Source organism: Streptomyces daqingensis (assembly GCF_014645895.1).
In the GTDB taxonomy this organism is placed as follows: domain Bacteria; phylum Actinomycetota; class Actinomycetes; order Streptomycetales; family Streptomycetaceae; genus Streptomyces; species Streptomyces daqingensis.
The window spans coordinates 49,656-69,337 of the sequence record NZ_BMMP01000025.1; the positions used below are offsets into that span (position 1 = coordinate 49,656).

12 protein-coding genes are annotated in these 19,682 nt (G+C 69.9%); 3 read left to right on the top strand and 9 right to left on the bottom strand.

Annotated features, from left to right (window positions below):
* Positions 1-246 precede the first annotated feature (246 nt).
* The 3 genes from IEY56_RS26485 to IEY56_RS26495 form a co-directional block, all read right to left on the bottom strand.
* The gene (locus IEY56_RS26485) at positions 247-5,271 is read right to left on the bottom strand and encodes an NAD-glutamate dehydrogenase (RefSeq protein WP_189039806.1); all 5,025 of its coding nucleotides are present in this window, start codon (positions 5,269-5,271) and stop codon (positions 247-249) included.
* Between the two features lie 288 nt (positions 5,272-5,559).
* Entirely contained in the window at positions 5,560-6,246 is a 687-nt protein-coding gene (locus IEY56_RS26490) for an HAD family hydrolase (protein WP_189039807.1), read from the bottom strand.
* Positions 6,247-6,332: 86 nt separating this feature from the next.
* Positions 6,333-6,845: a DUF6912 family protein gene (locus tag IEY56_RS26495; protein ID WP_189039808.1), complete on the bottom strand. Its 513-nt coding sequence runs from the start codon at positions 6,843-6,845 to the stop codon at positions 6,333-6,335.
* A 581-nt stretch (positions 6,846-7,426) separates the two neighbouring features.
* Here IEY56_RS26495 and IEY56_RS26500 point away from each other — a divergent pair.
* Positions 7,427-7,849, top strand: a complete 423-nt coding sequence (locus IEY56_RS26500; protein ID WP_189039809.1) for an Rv3235 family protein — start codon at positions 7,427-7,429, stop codon at positions 7,847-7,849.
* A gap of 85 nt (positions 7,850-7,934) precedes the next feature.
* Here the strand turns inward: IEY56_RS26500 and secA are convergent, their stop codons facing one another.
* The gene (gene secA / locus IEY56_RS26505) at positions 7,935-10,766 is read right to left on the bottom strand and encodes a preprotein translocase subunit SecA (protein ID WP_189039810.1); all 2,832 of its coding nucleotides are present in this window, start codon (positions 10,764-10,766) and stop codon (positions 7,935-7,937) included.
* Between the two features lie 173 nt (positions 10,767-10,939).
* On the opposite strand from secA, the gene IEY56_RS26510 reads away from it, so the two are divergent.
* Positions 10,940-11,521 (top strand): GNAT family N-acetyltransferase, encoded by a 582-nt coding sequence (locus IEY56_RS26510; RefSeq protein WP_189039811.1) that lies wholly within the window; start codon positions 10,940-10,942, stop codon positions 11,519-11,521.
* A gap of 106 nt (positions 11,522-11,627) precedes the next feature.
* Positions 11,628-12,812, top strand: a complete 1,185-nt coding sequence (locus IEY56_RS26515) for a winged helix-turn-helix domain-containing protein (RefSeq protein ID WP_189039812.1) — start codon at positions 11,628-11,630, stop codon at positions 12,810-12,812.
* 162 nt (positions 12,813-12,974) lie between these two features.
* Here the strand turns inward: IEY56_RS26515 and IEY56_RS26520 are convergent, their stop codons facing one another.
* The 5 genes from IEY56_RS26520 to mtrB all read right to left on the bottom strand — a co-directional run bounded on the left by IEY56_RS26520 (position 12,975) and on the right by mtrB (position 19,682).
* Complete coding sequence (locus tag IEY56_RS26520; protein ID WP_229712226.1) at positions 12,975-13,670, bottom strand: response regulator; 696 nt, start codon at positions 13,668-13,670, stop codon at positions 12,975-12,977.
* 215 nt (positions 13,671-13,885) lie between these two features.
* Complete coding sequence (hpf, locus tag IEY56_RS26525) at positions 13,886-14,578, bottom strand: ribosome hibernation-promoting factor, HPF/YfiA family (protein WP_189039814.1); 693 nt, start codon at positions 14,576-14,578, stop codon at positions 13,886-13,888.
* Between the two features lie 286 nt (positions 14,579-14,864).
* The gene (locus IEY56_RS29005; RefSeq protein WP_308424180.1) at positions 14,865-15,176 is read right to left on the bottom strand and encodes a ComF family protein; all 312 of its coding nucleotides are present in this window, start codon (positions 15,174-15,176) and stop codon (positions 14,865-14,867) included.
* Between the two features lie 626 nt (positions 15,177-15,802).
* Positions 15,803-17,644: an LpqB family beta-propeller domain-containing protein gene (locus IEY56_RS26535; RefSeq protein WP_189039816.1), complete on the bottom strand. Its 1,842-nt coding sequence runs from the start codon at positions 17,642-17,644 to the stop codon at positions 15,803-15,805.
* Complete coding sequence (gene mtrB / locus IEY56_RS26540; protein WP_373292196.1) at positions 17,634-19,682, bottom strand: MtrAB system histidine kinase MtrB; 2,049 nt, start codon at positions 19,680-19,682, stop codon at positions 17,634-17,636. The genes IEY56_RS26535 and mtrB overlap by 11 nt, the downstream gene beginning before the upstream one ends.

Here is a 19,682-nt window from a genome sequence, read left to right on the forward strand (position 1 = left end):
CGGAGAGCACGCAGCGCCCTGGGCAGGGCCGAACGCGTGCCCCGGGCACCCCGAAGGCGGTGGTACCGGGCCGGGGACACGTACGGCGGCCCTCGTACGGGTGGACCGCACGGGACCGCCGTCGCTGACGTCCGCGAGCGGGAGCTCCGGGCCCCGGCAGCAACAGGACGGGCGGCGACAGGGCGGAAAGCGACGGGACGGGCGGTCCGGCCGGCGACGAAACACCGGCCGGACCGCCCGTCGGCGTCAGCGGTTGCTGCGCAGCAGTGTGCGCATCGTCCTCATCGCGACCGAGAGATTGGCCAGGTCGAAGGTCTCCGACGACTGGATCTCGTCGAGCGTGGCCCGCGCACGCGTGAGGATGGTGTGGTTCTTCGCCTCCCACTTCTCGTACCGCTGCTCGGGCGTCGCCTTGCCGCCGCCTTCCGAGAGGACGTCCGCCGCGATCAGCTGGTGCGCGGCGTAGAGGTCCTCACGGATGGCCGCCCGGGCCATCGACTGCCAGCGGTCCGCGCGCGGCAGTTCGCTGACGCGCTCCTGGAGCTGGGTGATGCCCAGCCGGTCCGCGAGGTCGTAGTAGACGGCGGCGACGTCGAGGAGCTGCACCCCGGTGCGGTCCGTCACGGCCACCACGTCCAGCGCGGAGAAGGCCGCGGAGAACCCGGCGACGCGCACGGCCAGTTCGGACGGCACCCCCGCCTCGTCGAGCCGGTCCAGGATCGTCTGGTGCCAGTCGCGGTCGTCGCCCTTGAGCAGCTTGGGCAGCTCCTCCCAGACCTCCGCGACCCGCTCCCTGAAGAGGTCGATGGTCTCGGCGATCAGCAGCGGCTGCGGACGGTTGTTGAGCAGCCAGCGGGTGCCGCGCTCGACGAGCCGCCGCGACTGGAGCCGGATGCTGGTGAGGACGTCCGCGCTGACGATGTTGTCCAGCGCCTCCGCCTCGTCCCAGATCTCCCCGAGCCGGAAGATGGCGCGGGCGGCGGTGTGCGCCCGGACGATCTCCTCCGTGGAGGCGCCGGTCTCCTCCTTCATGCGGTGCACGAGCGTCGAACCGCCCGTGTTGACCGTGTCGTTGACGAGCAGCGTCGTGACGATCTCCCGGCGCAGCGCGTGCTGGCCGATCTCGTCGGGGAACCGCTCGCGCAGGGCCTTCGGGAAGTACTCGTACGCCAGCCGACGCAGGTACGGGTCGTCGGGCAGTTCGGTCCTGAACAGCTCGTCCGTCACCGTGATCTTGGTGTACGCGAGGAGGACGGCGAGTTCGGGCTGCGTGAGGCCCTGCCCGGCCGCGAGGCGCTCGCGGATCTGCTTGTCGCTGGGGAGGAACTCCAGGCTCCGGTCCAGGCGCCCCTCCTTGCCGAGGCTGCGCATGTACCGGTTGTGCGCCTGCAGCAGGCTGGCCGCGCCCTCGATCGCGTTGGCCAGCGCCGTGTTCTGCGCGTAGTTGTTGCGCAGCACCAACGCGCCGACCTCGTCGGTCATCTCGGCCAGCAGGCTGTTGCGCTGCTTGACCGTCATGTCGCCGCCCGCGACGACCGCGTTGAGCAGGATCTTGATGTTCACCTCGTGGTCGGAGGTGTCCACGCCCGCGCTGTTGTCGATCGCGTCGGTGTTCACCCGGCCGCCGTGGAGCGCGAACTCGATCCGGCCGAGCTGCGTCAGGCCGAGGTTGCCGCCCTCGCCGACGACCTTCACCCGCAGGTCCTCGCCGTTGACGCGGATCGCGTCGTTCGCCTTGTCGCCGACCTGCGCGTCGGTCTCCGCCGACGCCTTCACGTACGTGCCGATGCCGCCGTTCCACAGCAGGTCGACAGGCGCGCTCAGGATGGCCCGCATCAGCTCGGCGGGGGTCATCTTCGTGGCCTTCGACTCGATGCCCAGCGCCTCCCGCATCTGCGGGGTGACGGGCACGGACTTCGCGCTGCGCGGATAGACGCCGCCGCCCGCGGAGATCAGCGACGAGTCGTAGTCCTCCCAGGAGGAGCGGGGCAGTTCGAACAGCCGGCGCCGCTCGGCGTACGAAGTCGCCGCGTCCGGCTGGGGATCGATGAAGATGTGCCGGTGGTCGAAGGCGGCCACGAGGCGGATGTGCTCCGAGAGAAGCATGCCGTTGCCGAAGACGTCTCCCGACATGTCGCCGACGCCCACGACGGTGAAGTCCTGCGTCTGGGTGTCGTGGCCCAGCTCCCGGAAGTGCCGTTTGACCGACTCCCAGGCGCCGCGGGCGGTGATGCCCATGCCCTTGTGGTCGTAGCCGGCGGAGCCGCCGGAGGCGAAGGCGTCGCCGAGCCAGAAGCCGTAGGCCTCGGCCACCTCGTTGGCGATGTCGGAGAACGTGGCGGTGCCCTTGTCGGCGGCGACGACGAGGTACGTGTCGTCGCCGTCGTGGCGGACCACGTCCTGCGGGTGGACGACCTCGCCGCCCACCAGGTTGTCGGTGATGTCGAGCAGCCCGGAGATGAAGGTCTTGTAGCAGGCGATGCCCTCGGCCAGCCAGGCGTCCCGGTCCGCCGCAGGATCGGGGAGCTGCTTGCACACGAAGCCGCCCTTGGCGCCGACCGGCACGATGACCGTGTTCTTGACCTCCTGCGCCTTCACCAGCCCGAGGATCTCCGTACGGAAGTCCTCACGCCGGTCCGACCAGCGCAGACCGCCGCGCGCGACCTTGCCGAAACGCAGGTGCACGCCCTCGACGCGAGGCGAGTACACCCAGATCTCGTACTCCGGACGCGGCGCGGGCAGGTCGGGGATCGCCTGCGGGTCCAGCTTGATCGAGAGGTACTCGTGCGGCTGTGCCGACTCGTCCTTCCCCCCGCCGGTCCTGGTGCCCGCGTCCGCGTTCTGGAAGTAGTTGGTGCGCAGCGTCGCCTTGATGACGGTGAGGAAGGAGCGCAGGATGCGGTCCTCGTCCAGGCTGGCGACCTGGTCCAGCGCCCCGTCCAGCTCCTCCAGCAGCCCGTCGGTCAGTTCGTGCCCGGCCTGCGAGCGGCCCGGGTCGAGGCGTGCCTCGAAGAGGTTCACCAGCAGCCGCGTGGTGTGCACGTTGCGGCCGAGCGTGTCCTCCATGTAGCTCGGGCTGAAGGTCGCCCCCGCCTGCCGCAGGTACTTCGCGTACGCCCGCAGCACCATCGCCTGGCGCCACGTCAGCCCCGCCGACAGGACGAGGGAGTTGAGCGCGTCGTTCTCGGCGCGGCCCGTCCACACGGCGGCGAACGCGTCCTGGAAGCGCTCACGTGCGTCCTCACCGAGGCCGTGCACGTGGGAGCCGGGCAGCCGGAGGCCGAAGTCGTAGATCCACGCCTTCGTGCGGTCGCTGCAGCGCAGTTCGTACGGCCGTTCGTCGACGACCTCCACGCCCATCGCCTGCAGCGCGGGAAGCACGGCGGAGAGGGAGACCGGCTGGCCGATGCGGAAGATCTTGAAGCGGCGCTCGCCGGGGCTCGCCCCGACCGGCTCGTACAGGCTGAGCGAGAAGTCCGACGTGCCGTTCTCGCCGCGGGCGAGCCTGTTGAGGTGCTGCAGGTCGGCGACGGCGGCGCGCGGCGGGAAGTCGGCCTTGTACCCCTCGGGGAAGGCGTTCGCGCTGTACTGATGGCCCAGTTCGGCGGCCTGCTCCTCGCCGAACTCCGCGTTCAGCGCCTCCAAGTAGCCGTCCGCCCAGTTCCGGGCGGCCTCCGCGAGGCGCGCCTCGATGCGGTCGGCCTCGTCGTCCGTCAGTTCGGGAAGCTGCGTGCCCGGCTTGAGGCGGATGACGAAGTGCAGCCTGGTGAGCACCGATTCGGTGTTCCAGACGCTGAAGTCCACATTGCTGCCGCCCAGTTCCTCGGTGAGGATCTCCGTCAGGCGCAGCCGTACCGCCGTGGTGTAGCGGTCCCGCGGGAGGTAGACGAGCGCCGAGTAGTAGCGCCCGTACTCGTCCTTTCGCAGGTACAGCCGCAGCTTGCGGCGCTCCTGCAGGTAGAGCACGGAGGTCGCGATGGAGCGCAGCTCGTCGACGGGGATCTGGAACAGCTCGTCCCTCGGATATGTCTCGAGAATCTGCAGCAGGTCGCGGCCCGCGTGGCTGTCCGGCGCGAAACCGGCCGAGCTCAGCACCTCGGATACCTTGCGGCGGATCACGGGGACCCGGCGCACCGACTCCGTGTAGGCGGCCGAGGAGAACAGCCCGAGGAAGCGCCGCTCCCCCACCACGTTGCCCTCGGCGTCGAACTTCTTCACGCCCACGTAGTCGAGGTAGGACGAACGGTGCACCGTGGCACGGCTGTTGGCCTTGGTGAGCACCAGCACCTGGTGCTCACGGGCCTTCGCGCGCGCGTCCGCCGGAAGCCGGCTGAAGGACGGCGACGCCGGGTGGCCGTCGTCACCGCTGCTGTGCTGCGGATCGGAGCGCAGGATGCCCAGACCCGTGCCCGGGAGGGACTTCAGCGTCAACTCCCGCTCCCCGTCTTCGGCTTCGTCGGAGAGCTCGTATTCGCGGTATCCCAGGAAGGTGAAGTGGTCGTCGGCGAGCCAGCGCAGCAGCTCCTGCGACTCCTCGACCTCCTCCTCGCGCACGTCGTGCGCGACGGGCTCCGACTCCAGCTCGTCGGCGATGTTCAGCGCCGCCTCGCGCATCTTGCGCCAGTCCTCGACCGCCTCGCGCACGTCGGACAGGACGCGCAGCAGATCGTCCGTGATCTGCTTCAGGTCTTCGCGTTCGGTCTCGCGGTCGATCTCGACGTGGATCCAGGACTCGGTGACCGCGTCGTGCGGCAGTTCCCGCTTCTCCTCCACGGACGCGCCGCCGGGGCCGGGGACGAGCTTGTCCCGGCCCGCGTCGAGCACCTCGAGGAGCTTCCCCGTCACGTCGCGGCGGACGATCATCTGAGGGTGGATCACCAGGTGGATCCCGCGCTTCTCGCGGGAGAGCAGGTTGGTGACGGAGTCCACGAGGAACGGCATGTCGTCGTTCACTACTTCAACGACGGTGTGCGTGCTGCACGTCCACCCGTTCTCGTCGACCGACGGGGTGTGCACGCGCACGTTGGCCGTGCCCTGGGGCCGGTTCTGCGCCAGCCGGTAGTGCGAGAAGGCCGCGCCGAGGATGTCCACGGGGTCGCGGTCGGCGAGGTCCTCAGGAGCGGTGTGCAGGTAGTAGCGCTGGAGGAACGCCCGCAGTGCGCCGTTCTCGAGGCCCCGCGCCGGATGCTCTCCCCCGGCGGGGCTCTCTTCAGCTACCCGGGCGGCCTCTTCCAGCCGCTCGGCCTTTGCTTCATCCAGCTTGGTCTGCATGTCCTGACTCCTGTCGCGCGCCGTTGCGTGACGTCGGTATGGCGGAGGCACGGCATCGGAGCACGGGATGTCCGTTCAGGCTCGACGCGCGCCGTGAGAGACGACCAGCGGAGGCCCCGGCGCTGTCGCGCGGGGGGCACGGGGCGAGGGCGACGATGCCCGCGCGAGATATAGCGCTGATCACGTGCGTAGGCTATCGCCCCCACGCCCGGGGCCGTCATGGACCTTATGTGTACAAAATCAGTGGAGACTCTTGGACGAAGTGGACAGCAGACAGCTCGTTCCGTCTCATCTCCGTGCGCCGGCTGCCCAGTCGGCCGCCTCGATCGCCTCCTTCAGAGTGTCCACCACCGGCACCCCCGCTGTCTCCAGACTGGCCCGGCTGTGCGAACCGCCCGTGTAGAGCACTGCTCGCGCCCCCACGTGCGCCGCGGCCACCGCGTCGTCGACGGCGTCGCCGATGACCACGGTGTTCTCCGCCTGCACCTCGTCCAGAGCGAGCAGATGACGCGCCATCTGCTCGGCCTTCACCCCGCCCGACGGGCCCGTCGCTCCGTCGACGCGGACGAAGTGGCCGTCGATCCCGTGCGTCTTGACGAGCGGAATCAGCCGGTCGTGCGGAGCGAGCGAGCACAGCGACTGCGTACGCCCCTCGGCCTTCTGCGCCGCCAGCAGCTCCGCCGCCCCCTCGGCGAGACCGGCGTCCTGCGCCCGCAGCCAGTAGTGGCGGTGGAAGGACTCGTCCATGACCTCCCACTCCCGCTCGCTCGGCATCCGCCCGATGAGCCGCTCGTAGAACCGGGGCACCGGTACGCAGTACAGCTCCCGGTAGCGATCGAGCGTGATCGACGGAAGGCCGAGCTCCGCGAAGGCGGCGTTCGTCGCGCTGATGACAGCGTGGATGTCGTGCAGCAGCGTGCCGTTCCAGTCCCACACGATGTGGGCGGTGCGCCCGCCCGAATGTCCCGGTTTCATGGAGAAGACCGTACGTCGGGGGTCTGACATTCCGACACCGGATTCCAGGACGGCCGGGGGCGTCGGCAGCGTCACCCGAGGCGGCTTCATCCGAGGATGTGCGGGATCTCCTGCGTGGCGTACCAGAGCAGTTCGTGGTCCTCGGCGCCGTCCACCGTGAACCGTGCGTCCTCGTCGCCCATGTCGGCGGCGCCCAGTGCGTCTGCCGCCGCGGTGACGTCCTCCGCCGCGTCGTCCGCGTCGATGTGGACGGCCGCCGCCTTCGACAGCGCCACAGGCCGGCCGATCCGCACCTGCCCCAGCGATTCGCGGTCCAGGACCTGGTCGGGGTCGAAGCTCACCTCGCCGTCGGGGATGTCGGCGGCGAGGACGACCCGGCGCCGAGGCGCGTCGGGGCGTGCCGCCAGAAGACGCAGCGACGCCTGCGCGGCGCGGTTGAGAGCCGCGTACTCCAACTCCTCGCTGTCGTCGGAGACATACCACTCGCGCAGGCCGGGAGTGACGGCGTAGGCGAGGATCGCTCCGGGCTCCGGCACCAGTTCCCCGGCGGCGTGCGCGTCCCGCAGGGCTGGCAGAGTCAGAGGCACATAGACACGCATCGATGCCGCTTTCGTGTATCGCCGGACGGTCTGTCAGGTCAGGATACGGCCCGGGCAGCGGCCGTTCCCCGTGCGGACGTTGATTCAAAGCCGCAGGTGGAGAGGGACATCCGTCACCTTCGCTCCGCGCGGCCCCACTGATAGGTGAATCACTTTTCGCAGCCGACCCGCCGCCCGTCACGCGTTGCGACCACCCGAACCGTGTCGGTACAACCGACCCGAAAGCTACTGCCGGGTACAAACCCGTTCCCGGCCTCTCGGACGCACCACTCATCGGGGGACCCATGCACGCCGCACCCATCCCGTCCGCGCAGTTCGACGACGCCCTGGTCCGGGCCCCGCGCACCGCCGCGGCCTCCGGACCGAACCTCCCGCAGCCCGTGTCGGACGCCGCTCCACGCACCCCGGGAAACACCCGTGGAGCCGCCGCAGAGGGCGCCCCCGGGCCCGCAGCGCCTCCTCACGGCCATGCCGGGACGAACGCGGCCGCACAGGTGCGCGGTCCCAAGCCGTACGGCCCCAGGCCCTCCTCGCGCTCGGGCCCGCCCGGCCGCCGTGACTCCCGCCGCCCCGGGACGCACGTGACGTCACGCCCCGGCGCCGCTCCCGGCCGTCCCTCGGCGTCCGCCCTCCGCGCTGCGGCAGCACGGGAACGCGAACGTCAGCCGCCCTACTGGTTCGCCAGCCGCCTCCTCCTCGTACTCAGCGGGCAGCGTCCCGTCCACACGCTCCTGCAGCACACCCGCGGACCCGCCTACGAGGAACTCACCAGCCTCGCCTCCCACGCTCCGCTGCGCCCCCGCGGAGCCGACCGCACCAGCCCCGAAGTCCTCGACGCCCGCGGCAGCCGGCCCCGCGACGGAGTGATCGAGGCGTTCGCGCGCATCGTCACAGGCGACCGCCAGCGCGCCATCGCTTTCCGGCTGGAGCTGTGCGCCGACCACCGGTGGCGGTGCTCGGCCGTCGAACTCGACGGTCAGTCCACGGGCCGCAGCCGTCCGTGAGCCGCCCGGAACAGCGTGACGGGCTGGTGCCCGCCACCCCACAGAGGGCGGCGGGCGCCAGCCCGTACACGTCAGCGCGCGAAGGTCACTTCTTGCGGCGCTTGCCCTTCTGCGCCTTGCGCCGCTCGGCCCGCGTCAGGCCGTCGGCCGCCGAACGGACGGGCTCGCCGGATGCCCCGGTCTCCAGCTCGCCCTCCTCGACGCCGCCTTCCGCCGTAGGCGCCGAGTAGTGCAGCCGGTCGGGGCGCTGCGGCGCGTCGAGGCCCTTGGCGCGGATGGCCGGGGCCGACCCCGCCGCCGCGCCCGCGGGCACCGCCTCCTGCGGCTCCTTCTCCAGCGACGCCTTGACCTCGGGCTTCTCCTGGACAGGAACCTCTTCGACCTGCTGCTCGACCTGGACCTCCAGGTTGAACAGGTAGCCGACGGACTCCTCCTTGATGCCGTCCATCATGGCCTGGAACATGTCGTAGCCCTCCCGCTGGTACTCCACCAGCGGGTCCTTCTGGGCCATGGCACGGAGGCCGATGCCTTCCTGGAGGTAGTCCATCTCGTAGAGGTGCTCGCGCCACTTGCGGTCGAGCACGGAGAGCACCACGCGCCGCTCCAGCTCGCGCATGATCTCGCTGCCGAGCTCGGCCTCGCGGGCGTCGTACTGCTCGTGGATGTCGTCCTTGATGGAATCGGAGATGAACTCGGCGGTGATGCCTTCGCGCTCGCCCGCGGCCTCTTCGAGCTCCTCGACCGTCACCTTCACGGGGTAGAGCTGCTTGAAGGCGCTCCACAGCCTGTCGAGGTCCCACTCCTCGGCGAAGCCCTCGACGGTCTCCGCCTGGACGTACGCCTCGATGGTGTCGTCCATGAAGTGCCGCACCTGCTCGTGCAGGTCCTCGCCCTCCAGGACGCGGCGGCGCTCGCCGTAGATCACCTCGCGCTGCCGGTTGAGGACCTCGTCGTACTTCAGGACGTTCTTGCGGATCTCGAAGTTCTGCTGCTCGACCTGGGACTGGGCTGAGGCGATGGCGCGCGTCACCATCTTGTTCTCGATGGGGACGTCGTCCGGCACGTTCGCCATGGACATCACACGCTCGACCATCTGCGCCTTGAACAGCCGCATCAGGTCGTCGCCCAGCGACAGGTAGAAGCGGGACTCGCCCGGGTCGCCCTGACGGCCCGAACGGCCGCGCAGCTGGTTGTCGATGCGGCGCGACTCGTGACGCTCGGTGCCCAGGACGTAGAGACCGCCGAGCTCCTTGACCTCGTCGACCGCGTCCTTGACCGTCCGCTCGGCCTTCTCCAGGGCGGCGGGCAGCGCGGCGCTCCACTCCTCGGAGTTCTCGACGGGGTCGAGACCCTTCGCGCGGAGCTCGTTCTCGGCCAGGCCCTCGGCGTTGCCGCCGAGCTTGATGTCGGTACCGCGCCCCGCCATGTTCGTCGCGACCGTCACGGAGCCCTTGCGGCCCGCCTCGGCGACGATCGCCGCCTCACGCTCGTGGTTCTTCGCGTTGAGCACCTCGTGGCGGACGCCGCGCTTGTTGAGCTGCTCCGAGAGGTACTCGGACTTCTCGACGGACGTCGTGCCGACGAGGACCGGCTGGCCCTTCTCGTACTTCTCCACGATGTCGTCCACGACCGCCGAGAACTTGGCGACCTCGGTGCGGTAGATCAGGTCGGCCTGGTCCTGACGGGCGAGCGCCCGGTGCGTCGGGATGGGGACGACGCCGAGCTTGTAGATCTGGTGGAACTCCGCAGCCTCGGTCATGGCCGTACCGGTCATGCCGGAGAGCTTGTCGTAGAGCCGGAAGAAGTTCTGCAGGGTGATCGTGGCGAGAGTCTGGTTCTCGTCCTTGATCTCGACGCCTTCCTTGGCCTCGATCGCCTGGTGCATCCCCTCGTTGTAGCGGCGGCCGGCGAGGATGCGGCCGGTGTGCTCGTCCACGATCATGACTTCGCCGTCGAGGACGACGTAGTCCTTGTCCTTGTGGTAGAGCTCCTTGGCCTTGATGGCGTTGTTGAGGTAGCCGACGAGCGGCGTGTTCACCGACTCGTAGAGGTTGTCGATGCCCAGCCAGTCCTCGACCTTGACGACGCCGGCCTCGTGGATGCCGACAGTGCGCTTCTTCTCGTCGACCTCGTAGTCGCCGGATTCCGGCTTCTGCGTCCGGGGGTCGCCCGGTTCGCCCTTCTCGAGGCGCTTCACCAGCTTGGAGAAGTCGCTGTACCACTTGGTGGCCTGGTCGGCCGGACCGGAGATGATCAGCGGCGTACGGGCCTCGTCGATGAGGATCGAGTCCACCTCGTCGACGATGGCGAAGTTGTGGCCCCGCTGCACCAGTTCGTCCTTCGACCACGCCATGTTGTCGCGGAGGTAGTCGAATCCGAACTCGTTGTTGGTGCCGTAGGTGATGTCGCAGCTGTACTGCTCGCGCCGCTGCGCGGGCGTCATGTGCGCCACGATGCAGCCGACCGACAGGCCGAGGAAGCGGTGGACACGGCCCATCCACTCGGAGTCGCGCTGCGCGAGGTAGTCGTTGACCGTGATGATGTGGACGCCGTCACCCGAGATCGCGTTCAGGTACGCGGGGAGCGTGCCGACGAGGGTCTTGCCCTCACCGGTCTTCATCTCGGCGACATAGCCGAGGTGCAGCGCCGCGCCACCCATGATCTGCACGTCGTAGTGGCGCTCGCCGAGCACCCGCTTGGCGGCCTCACGTACGGTCGCGAAGGCCTCGGGCATCAGGTCGTCGAGGCTCTCGCCCTGCGCGTACCGCTCCTTGTACTCGTCCGTGAGGGCGCGGAGCTCGGCATCGGACAGGTCGACGAAGTCCTCTTCGATCGAATTCACCTGCCGCGCAATGCGGTCCAGCTTGCGCAGGATCTTCCCTTCACCTGCGCGCATGAGCTTGCCGAAGACGGACACTTAGGGTGGCTCCTTGCCGGTCGAACCTGGCACGGTCAGTGCGCGGACGCGACGATACGGTCTTCGCCGCACCGGCCATCGTATGCGAGGGACGTACGCCCCTGTACCCCTAACGGTTCGGAGCGGTGGATGGTGCCGGGAGCGGGCGGGCCGCCGGGCGGCACAATCGGTCCATGGAGCCCACCACTCTCACCACGGCGCGTCTGATCCTGCGGCCCTTCACCGAGCAGGACGTGGAGGCGCTGGAGACGGCCTGCCAGGACCCCGACATCGCCCGCTGGATACCGATCCCCGACCCCTACACCCGCAAGGACGCGGAGGACTTCGCGCTCAGGGCGAGTGCGGACGGCTGGCGCGAGGACACCATGTACAACTTCGGCGTCTTCACCAAGACAGGTGCCCTGGTGGGTTCGATGGGCCTCGTCCGCCTCGCTCACCTGCGCACTCCTGACCGCCAGGCCGAACTCGGCTACTGGACGGCCGCTCCGCAGCGCCGCAAGGGGTACACCGCCGAGGCGGGCCGCGAGGTGTGCCGGTGGGCGTTCACGGAGCTGGGGACCGAGCGGCTGGAGTGGGTCGCGGAGGTCGGCAACGAAGCGTCGCGAGGCGTGGCCCGGCGCCTGGGCTTCGTGATGGAGGGGACGCAGCGGGCCAGGATCGTGCACCGCGGCACCAGGAGGGACGCGTGGATCGCCGCGCTTCTGCCGACGGATCTCGGCATGCGGATGGACAAGCCCTACCTGCCGGCACGGTGACCTGAGCGGCGGTGTTCCGGGGCGGGCCGTCCCACCTCGCGGCGGGCCCGGGAGCCGCAGTGCGGCCGGGGGCCGCCTGTCGGTGGTGCCGCCTATCGTGTGCCGCATGAACTCCGCCGAGATCTCGCTCTCCGCCGACGAGGCCCGGAGGCTGGCCCTGCGGGCGCAGGGCCTGCTGGGTGCGCCCGACCGCCGCGCCGGGGTCCGCGGCATGCTGCGCCAGCTCGGCGCCGTCCAGCTCGACACCATCTCGGTGCTGGCCCGGTCGCACGAACTCGTGCCGTACGCGCGCCTGGGCGCGGTCGGCCGTCAAGCGGTGGAGTCGGCCTACTGGAGCGACGGCCACAGCTTCGAGTACTGGTCGCACGCCGCGTGCATCCTCCCCGTCGAGGAGTGGCCGCACTTCGCGTTCCGGCGCCGGGAGCGGCGGGCGCGCGGCCACCGGTGGCACGTCCTGGAGGACAAGGACCGCGCCTGCGCGCTCGTCCGGGACAGGCTCAAGGCGGACGGCCCGCTGACGACCACGGAACTCGGCGGCGGCAAGAACGGCGGCGAGTGGTTCGACTGGTCGGAGACGAAGATCGCGGTCGAGTGGCTGCTGGACACCGGCGAGGTCGTCTGCACCGAGCGCCGCGGCTGGAAGCGGGTCTACGACCTCGCCGAGCGCGCCATCCCCGACGACCTGCTGCACGACGACATCGACGACCACGAATGCGTGCGCCGTCTCGTCGCCCAGGCCGGCGCGGCGATGGGAGTCGCGACGCGTGCGGATCTCGCGGACTACCACCGTCTCAAGGGCGAGCAGGTGGAGGCCGTGCTGCCCGGGACGGGGCTCGTCCCGGTCTCCGTGGAGGGGTGGGGGAAGCCTGCCTGGGCGGATCCCGCGGCGCTCGCCTCCGCCCCGCGCGGCCGCCACCGCACGACGCTGCTCTCGCCGTTCGACTCGCTGGTGTGGGACAGGCCGCGCACGCAGCGGATGTTCGACTTCACACACAGGCTGGAGGCATACGTCCCCAAGCCGAAGCGGATACACGGGTACTTCGCCATGCCGCTGCTGGCCGGCGGGAAGCTGCTCGGGCGTGTCGACCCCGGGCGTGAGAACTCCGCTCTCGTGGCGCGCCAGGTGTCGCTCGCGGGCCGCAAGGCGGTCGCCCCCATGGCCAAGGCGCTCTGGGAAGCGGCGAGTTGGGTGGGATGCGACGAAGTCCGTGTCGGGCGCTGCGACGACGCCGAACTGCGCGAAGCGCTGGTGAAGGCTCTGACGGAAGGCCCCTCCGGCCCGGCGGGCTGACAGCCGCGGGGGGATCACCGCCCCCGGACCTGGCCAAGCGACTCACGCGACGCGGGCGTCGAAGCCGCACGTTCGGCGTCCGCGGCCAAGCAACCGGCCGACCTGACGCTTGCCGCCCTCACCCCGCAGGGCGCTGCCACCAGGCCGCGCGGTGGCCGCGTCTCAGCGGATCTCCAGGATCTTCTCGCGCATCGCGTAGACCACTGCCTCCATGCGCGAGTGGAGCTGCAGCTTCTCCAGGATGTTCCGCACGTGGTTCTTCACCGTGTTCTCGCTGATGAAGAGTTCCTTGGCGATATCGCGGTTGTTCATCCCCGTGGCGACGAGCTTGAGCACCTCCAGCTCCCGCTCGGTCAGCTTCGGCGCGGGTACGAGCTTGCTCTCGTCTGTCCGCTGGATCATCGACTTGAACTCGGTGAGCAGCTTCGCCGCCATCGAGGGGCTGATCTGGGACTGTCCGTCGGCCACCGCCCGGATCGCTGCCGAGACCTCGTCCGTGGAGATCTCCTTCAGCAGGTAGCCGGTCGCTCCGGCCTTGATCGCGTCGTAGAGATCGGCTTCCTCGTCGCTGATCGTCAGCATGATGATCTTCGCGCTCGGAGCCACCTCCTTGATCGAGGTGCAGGCCTCGATGCCGCCGCGTCTGGGCATCCGCACGTCCATCAACACGATGTCGGGCAGCAGATCCGCCGCCTTCTCCACCGCTTCTGCGCCGTCCCCCGCCTCACCGATGACCTGGATGTCCTCTTCCTGGGCGAGGACGATCTCCAGTCCGCGGCGGAAAAGCTCATGGTCGTCGACGACCAGCACCCGGATGGGTTCGGGCGGCTGACGCTCGCGCATACCGCCGTCGTCCATCGCCACCCGTACCGGATGCGCGTCAGGCACAGGCATCGCTGGCCCGAAGCTGTCCGCCATCGTTCCTCCCCCTGCAGGCTATGCCGCACCAACCGCGCTGCACAGCGGACCGGTTGGCCATGAGGCCGTAAGTGAAGCCATGATTCCACGCCCGCGCCCCCGGTCGGATTCTCGGCCCGGCCGGGGGCGCGATCACGTCTGGTCAGTTCGAGCCGTCAGCCACCCAGCGAGCCGCCGGCTTCCGGGGGCGGATCCACCGCGAACGGGTCCGGATCCAGGTGGATCACGCCGTAGTCGTAGCCGTGCCGACGATAGACGACGCTCGGCTGCTTGGTTTCCGAGTCCACGAAGAGGTAGAAGTCGTGACCGATCAGCTCCATTTCGTAGAGAGCCTGGTCGAGAGACATGGGCGCCGCGGCATGCGTCTTCTCGCGGACGACGAGCGGCCCCTCCCCCTGCACCTCCAGCGGACCGACCCTGGTGGTCATCGGCGGATCTTCGACCTTGGTGGCCGCGGGCGCCGCCGCGGCGTCCAGTTGGCCGTTGAGTTCTGCCGCGAGGTGCGCAGTCGCCTCCGCGACGCTGATCGGCGTGCGACCGCCCCGGTGTACCCGGCGCTTGTCGTGCTGCTTACGGAGCCGTGCTTCGAGTTTGGCCGCTGCCAGATCCAGCGCGGCGTAGGCATCGGAGGCCGCGGCCTCCGCGCGAATGACCGGTCCCCGAGTGACCAGGGTGATCTCGACCCTGTCGGAACGGTCGGCCTGCCGGGGGTTGTGTTCCTTGCACACCTCGACATCCAGGCTGATCACCTTTCCGTCGAGCTTTTGGATCTTCGCCAGCTTCTCGGCCACGTGCTTGCGGAACCTCTCGGGCACCTCTGTCTTGCGGCCCTTGACGACGATGTCCACGCAGAACTCCGTTCCCGGAGCGCTCCGCCGTTGAGGAGCGGAGCACCTCCTTTGTGCACTGACACCGGAGGCTCAGGGCGTCTTGCCGCCAGCCTCCGGAAATTCGGCTTGCGACTTTCACCTCCTTCTTCCCAAAGGGAAGATCGCCACCTCATCTCGAACGTACCTCCACGGGACGACGGGCGGCACCCCCTACTGGCACGTACCTACGTTCAGGTATCAATTCACGACAACCGCCAGCGACGAAGCGCGATCTCTGCTAGCTGTCAGCAACATTCGACCGCTCCTACCCGCCCGGCCTGGGACGGAAGGCGACGACAGCCGCAGCGGTCGGCACCCGGCCCCGGACGCGGACGGCACGCCCCGCCTCGGCGAGTGACGCACCCGTCGTCATGAGGTCGTCGACGAGTACCGTCACTCCTTCCCCAAGAAGGCGTTCGCCATCCGGCACTATTTCGAGCGCACCATCGAGGTTCGCGAGCCGCTGCCGGGCGGTGAGACCGGCCTGGTCAGCTACCGCGCGTCCGTGCCGCAGCACGGCGAGCACTCTGGCCGGGACACCCCTGCGCCGCAGTTCGCCTGCGGCGGCCAACGCCATCCGGCGCACCGGATCATGGCCTCGCACGGCGACGGACCGCCGCGCGGACGGAACCGGCACCAGCGTCAGCGGCGGCCCCCCTGGTAAGCCCGCCGGCCGGCCGCCCGGACTGTGCGTACGGCCTTGCCCGCGTGGACCGCGTGACCCGGGTGGACGGGACCCGACGCCGGCCGCTCCTCCCAACGGGCCGCGGGCACGCGCGGATGCCGTGCACACGACGTCGGCGAGGACCCCTCCCAGAGGAGCGGCCAGCCGCAGCGCACCGCGCTCCTTGTGCGCGAGCAGTACCTTCCGCACCTCACCGGCGTACGGCAGCGCCGCGTACACCGGAGGCGGCCGGGACGGAGCCGGCAGCGGATACACGCGCCTTGGCACCGCGCTCCGCAGCGTCTGGGCACACGAACCGCACAACTCCCCACGCACCCGCGTGCGGCCGCATCCGGCGCACTCCGAAGGCAGCACCAGAGCTGCGAGTTCGTCGATGAGTCCACGCCACTGATCCCCCATGACGTGAACTCTGGCACCGAGAGGCGAAACGGGACAGGCCTGTGGATAACTCCTGCCCCGTGCCGGAGAGTGCGGCTGCCCTGACGGCTGCCGACGCGCCGACGTGCCTGATCCCCGTGTCAGCCGGGGTAGGCCGGGCTCGTGCCAGTGTCCGTGAGGGTCTTCCAATTGGCGTCAGGAGGCAGCCTGAGGATGCCGTCCTCCGAGTCCGCCAGCAGCGGCTTGCTCTCGTCCTCCGAAGCGGCCACGCCCGTCACGTCGTTGATGCCCGGCAGGGTCGGCTGGTTGGAGCCGGAGCCGTCCGTCTCCGTGTACTGGATCTGCTGAACGCTTCCAGACTCCCGCCCCACGACCACAAGCCGGCTGCCCCCCGCCCACGACACCGCCGCGACGTCCTCGAACTGCGGCGCGAGAGGCCTTAGTTCCGCGACGGTCACCTCCGGCTTCTCCGCCGATCCGGCACGCTGCACGCGGCCGAGCTTCAGCGTCCGCTTGCCGTCCTCCTGCCGTATTCGCAGCGCCATCCGTACACCGTCGGACGCGATCCGCAGCGACTCGATCCGCTCGCCCTCGCGCAGACCGGGGACGTCCACCTCTTCAGGCTTCTCCTTGCCCCCTCGCAGACGCAGCAGCCTCGGATCCTCCGGATCCCGGTCGGCTACCCACAGGTCGCCCAGACCGTCCCAACTGGGCGCCGTGAGCCTGTCCTTCTCCTTCTTCGCCTTGCTCGTGAGCACCGGCTCACCCAGCTTGCTGTCCCCGTTCAGCCGGGCCACGTACAGCGCACGCCCCGCGCGTGAGACGGCAGCGCCCTCCTGCTCGGCCCGGTTCACAGCTACAGCGCCCATCTCCGTCTCGCCCTGGCCCAGCGCGCCCTGGACCGGCCGGGGTTCCTTGCTGCTGCCGTCGAAAGCGGACACACGGTGCTCCTCGTCGACGAAGTACTGCCTCGCCGCCCGCCCGTTGAGCCGTCCCGGCTCGAAGTCCTCGGCCTGCTCCCGGGTGCGTTCGCACAGCGTCCCGCCGTCGGGACCGGCCAGACGCACGCGGCTCACCTTGGCCGAAGCCTGTCCCTGGACGGTGTGCAGCACCTGGGACGCCATCCGGCCGCATCGAGTGAGGCCCGCACGGGCCCCCTCCGCGTTCAGCCGCACGCTCAGCGCACCGGAGTCGTCAAGTGACAGCTTCTCCCCGCGAGCCAGCCGCGTGCCGCTCGGGAAGGCGGAGGTGACCACCGGGTCAAACCATCGTGTCGGCCCGGCCAGCAGTGCCTTCACGGTCGACGTGACGGGGTCGATGCGGCGCCGCAGGTAGACCGGGTCCGCCACCAGTACGTTCTTGCCGCCCGCGATCGACTCGGCGTCCGTCCCGAGCCGCGCGTAGTAGTAGTTGTTTATCGGACGGTAGATGCGCTGGAAGTCGGACTCCCCTATCGCGAGGCCGTCCGGAAGCTGGTCGATCCGCCACTCCCCGCGCACCTTGGTCAGGTGGAAGTCCTCGCGGTAGTCGCCCTCACGCGGCGAGTAGGCGTGCTTGTCGTCGACCTCCGCCATCCTGCTGCCCGAGACCTCGACCCTGTAGCCGCGTCGGCCGCCGGAGTCCTCGCGTGCCTTCCCGGGGGTGGGACCGTCGGAGAGCACGCTCGTGCTGGCGAACGGCTCCCACTCCTGTGCCTTGCGCTCGGTCAGGTACTTCTTCGCCGTGGAGAACGTCGCCTCGTCACTCGTCGTCGCCTCGAGAAAGCCACGGACGATCTGCTGCGGCCGCTCCCCCTTCTGCGGGCTGACGCCGAAGACACGCACCTGCGAGTCGGGGTCGGCGCGGTGAGAGGAGTCGACCCGGTCGACGCTCCCCTCGTCGGGCATGGAGGCGCAGCCCGACAACAGCAGCGCCACCGCGAGCAGTTGCACTGCGACAGCGCGGCTGCGGTGAGTGCGACGGCTCAGCCGCTCAGCTCCCATCACGCTGCTCCTCCCGAACGGACTCGCGGTCCGGTGCCGCGACCGCCGAGGCAGGCGCGGGGACCTGCCCGGAAGCCTGGACAGAGGACGGTTCGGAAGCGGGTGAGCTACCGCCGGACGGCTCCCTGGCCGCTCCTGCACCCGAGGACGCCCGCACAGTCGGCGTTCTGCCGGCCCCGGCGTCCGCCGCCCCGTCCGAGCTCTGCTCCGGAACAGAGATCTGCGCCCGTCGCGCGCGCCGGCTGTCAGCGGGCTCCAGGGGAAGCGGCGACGAGCGCAGCGCCTCTCCTGCGGTGCACGGCAGGGTGAGCCGGAACTGGGAGCCCCCGCCCGGCTCGCCCCAGACCTGCAGCCAGCCGCCGTGCAGCCTGGCGTCCTCAAGTGCGATCGACAGTCCGAGTCCCGTCCCGCCAGTCGTACGGGCACGCGCGGGGTCGGCACGCCAGAAGCGGTTGAACACGTGCTCCGCTTCGCGCCGGGTCAACCCGACGCCGTAGTCCCGTACGGCCACCGCCACCGCTCCGCCGCGCGAAGCCATGCCGATGATCACGTCGCGCCCCTCGCCGTGCTCTATGGCGTTGTCGACGAGGTTGCGCAGCACCCGCTCGACGCGCCGCCCGTCCGCCTCGACGACCACCGGCTCCTCGTTCCCGCGGACGACCACGCGGCTGCCCTTGCGGTCGGCCAGCGGCTGGCAGCCGTCCACGACACGGTGCACCACGTCGCGCAGGTCGATCGGCGCCGCGTCGAGATTGGCCGCCCCCGCGTCGAAGCGGCTGATCTCCAGTAGGTCTCCGAGGAGCGACTCAAACCGGTCGAGCTGGCCCAGGAGCAGCTCCGCGGAGCGTGCAGTGGCCGGATCGAAATCCTCCCGGGCCTCGTGGATCACGTCGGCAGCCATCCGGACCGTGGTGAGGGGCGTGCGCAGTTCGTGCGAGACGTCGGAGACGAAGCGGCGCTGCATCCTGGAGAGCTCCTCCAGCTGCTGGATCTTCAGCTGCAGGTTCTGCGCCATCTTGTTGAAGGACTCACCGAGCCGGGCGATGTCGTCCTCGCCCGTGACCTTCATCCGTTCCTGCAGTCTGCCCGCAGCCAGCCGTTCGGAGATCCCGGCGGCCATCCGCACCGGCGTCACGACCTGCCGGACGACGAGCCACGCGATGGCACCGAGCAGCACGACGACGAAGACACCGGCCGTCGCCAGCGTGCCCTTGACCAGGTTCAGCGACTCCTCCTCCAGCGTGAAGGGGAAGACGTAGTACATCTGGTACGGCGCCCCGCTGGCGTCGTTCAGCCGCTTGCCCACGATCAGGCCCGCGGTACTGCCGCCGCTCTGCCGGTAGACCTTCGCGTACCGCTGATGGGTCCCCGGCTGCTCGTCGAGGGCCTTGCGCAGATCGGCCGGGATGCTCTCCTCCGGCCGGATGTCGCCGGAGGCGCGCGGGCCCCGGGTGGAGGAGCGGTCGTTGCCCACGAAGGGCGAGTCGTCGTTCTGGGAGCCGAGAGCGACCACCGAGTAGACACCCTGGCCACCGCTGGCGAGCTGCTCCACCAGGTTGTTCAGCCAGGTGCCGGTGTTCTGCGAACTCCGGCCGCCGGAGCCCGGCCCGCCCGGGCCCTGGCCGCTGCGCCCGCTGCTCGCGCTGTCGGCCATCTCCTGGGCGGCGGCGAATCCGCCCGCCGCCTGGCTCTGGGCGGTCTTCTCCTTGGCGTCCAGCAGGCCGTTGCGGACCTGCCCGATGACGACGATGCCGAGCAGCAGCACCACGCCGAGCGACATCAGCAGGGTGGCCGCGACCACCCGGAGCTGAATGTTCCGCCGCCACAGGCGGAGCACGGGCAGCAGCGGACGCCGCACCCACCTGATGAAGAAGCGGACAGCGGGATGGGCCCGCGGTCCGGTCGTGCCCTCCGGAAGCAGACCTTCCGAGAAGAGCGCCCCGCTGCGCCACAGACGTCTGAACTTGGACATTTCAGACTCTTGTGGCGCGGCTCCGTCCCCACTGGGGCGGTGCGGGACGGAGCCGTTCCGGGCCAT

Bases quoted from the DNA above. Each gene is read 5' to 3' on its own strand.
- IEY56_RS26485 (WP_189039806.1), bottom strand. From the start codon at position 5,271: ATGCAGACCAAGCTGGATGAAGCAAAGGCCGAGCGGCTGGAAGAGGCC.
- IEY56_RS26490 (WP_189039807.1), bottom strand. From the start codon at position 6,246: ATGAAACCGGGACATTCGGGCGGGCGCACCGCCCACATCGTGTGGGAC.
- IEY56_RS26495 (WP_189039808.1), bottom strand. From the start codon at position 6,845: ATGCGTGTCTATGTGCCTCTGACTCTGCCAGCCCTGCGGGACGCGCAC.
- IEY56_RS26510 (WP_189039811.1), top strand. From the start codon at position 10,940: ATGGAGCCCACCACTCTCACCACGGCGCGTCTGATCCTGCGGCCCTTC.
- IEY56_RS26515 (WP_189039812.1), top strand. From the start codon at position 11,628: ATGAACTCCGCCGAGATCTCGCTCTCCGCCGACGAGGCCCGGAGGCTG.
- IEY56_RS26520 (WP_229712226.1), bottom strand. From the start codon at position 13,670: ATGGACGACGGCGGTATGCGCGAGCGTCAGCCGCCCGAACCCATCCGG.
- IEY56_RS29005 (WP_308424180.1), bottom strand. From the start codon at position 15,176: ATGGCGTTGGCCGCCGCAGGCGAACTGCGGCGCAGGGGTGTCCCGGCC.
- IEY56_RS26535 (WP_189039816.1), bottom strand. From the start codon at position 17,644: ATGGGAGCTGAGCGGCTGAGCCGTCGCACTCACCGCAGCCGCGCTGTC.
- mtrB (WP_373292196.1), bottom strand. From the start codon at position 19,682: ATGGCCCGGAACGGCTCCGTCCCGCACCGCCCCAGTGGGGACGGAGCC.